General features: G+C 66.9%; 2 protein-coding genes. Both read right to left on the reverse strand.

The features are described 5' to 3' along the window. Positions 1-12: 12 nt before the first annotated feature. Positions 13-342: a hypothetical protein gene (locus tag ABZ707_RS33470; RefSeq protein ID WP_360182663.1), complete on the reverse strand. Its 330-nt coding sequence runs from the start codon at positions 340-342 to the stop codon at positions 13-15. 72 nt (positions 343-414) lie between these two features. Further along, positions 415-1,284, reverse strand: coding sequence for an IS5 family transposase (locus tag ABZ707_RS33475; protein WP_360182666.1), 870 nt, complete (start codon positions 1,282-1,284; stop codon positions 415-417). Positions 1,285-1,342 lie beyond the last annotated feature (58 nt).

Raw genomic sequence — 1,342 nt, forward strand, 5'->3', positions numbered from 1 at the left:
CTAGGGCGTGTTTTAGAAGTCGGTGACTTGTCTGGTTGGCTGTCCGGGAAAGTCGCGGGCGGCCATCCAGATGGTGAGGTCGTGTGCGATGCCGTTGATGCTGGCCGAGGTGGTGACTTCGTGCTCGTTGCGGGTGGTGTCGCGCCGGACGATCTCGTAGCCGCCTTCGTCCAGGAGCGCCACCGAGGCGAACCAGACGGGATCGTCCTCGTCGGGCTGGACGACCACGAAGGTGTTGCCGGAGTCATTGAGGTCGCTGATCAGCATGAACAGAGCGTCTTCGGAAGGATCGTCGATGCGGTCGCCGTTCTCGCTGTCAGCGCCGTAGTACCGAGCCCCCATCGTCGTCTCTCCCTCGCCCTGTCCGCCCTGGTCGCGGTCAGCATGGCATGCGGGAGTGACTGCACCGGCAGGTCACAGCCATTCACCGATCGCGGCGATCAGGACGGTGGCTTCGAAGCGGACCGCGAGTTTGTCGAACCTGGTGGCCACCGCCCGGTTGCGCTTGAGCCGGTTGATCCCGCACTCGACCGCGTGCCGGGCTTTGTAATCTTCGCGGTCGAAGGCAGGGGGCCGCCCGCCGGCCTTTCCTCGCCGCTTGCGGTTGGCGACCTGGTCGGAGGGCTCCGGGATCGTGCACCGGATGCCGCGCTTTCGCAGGTAGGCGCGGTTGGCGCGGGAGGAGTACGCCTTGTCGCCCCGCACTCGCAGCGGGCGGACACGGGGACGCCCGGGCCCGGTGCGGGGTACTCGGATGGCCTCCAGAACGGTCTTGAACTGGGGACTGTCACCTCGCTGACCCGCAGTGACCACCAGGGATAAAGGCCGTTGGTCCTGTTCGCAGGCCAGGTGGATCTTGGTGGTGAAGCCTCCGCGGGACCGGCCCAGGCCATGATCGTCGGGTTCGGCATGGATACCGCCCGGCGGTTCCTTCTGTCCCTGGCCGTCGTGGCGGGCGCCAGCGGCGTGCTGATGGGCCCGGCAGACCGTGGAGTCGACGTTGACCTCCCACGTGATCAGCCCGGCTGCATCCGCCCGGGCCTGCAACCCGGTCAGCAGTCCAGGCCAGGTGCCATCGCGCTGCCACCGGCGAAAGAGTCCGTAGACGGTCTGCCACGGCCCGTATTCCGCCGGCAGATCCCGCCACGGAGCACCAGTCCGAACTCGCCACCGGACACCGTCGATCAGCTTCCGCCGACCAACCGACGGCCTACCCAACACCGCAACCGGCAGCAACGGCTCCAGCACCGACCACTGCTCGTCAGAAAGATCCCCTCGTCCCACACCGAGATCATCACGGCACGGGACGAGGGGATCGGCCAACTTTCAAAACACGCCCTAG

Source organism: Streptomyces sp. NPDC006923, from assembly GCF_040635655.1.
Lineage (GTDB): Bacteria > Actinomycetota > Actinomycetes > Streptomycetales > Streptomycetaceae > Streptomyces.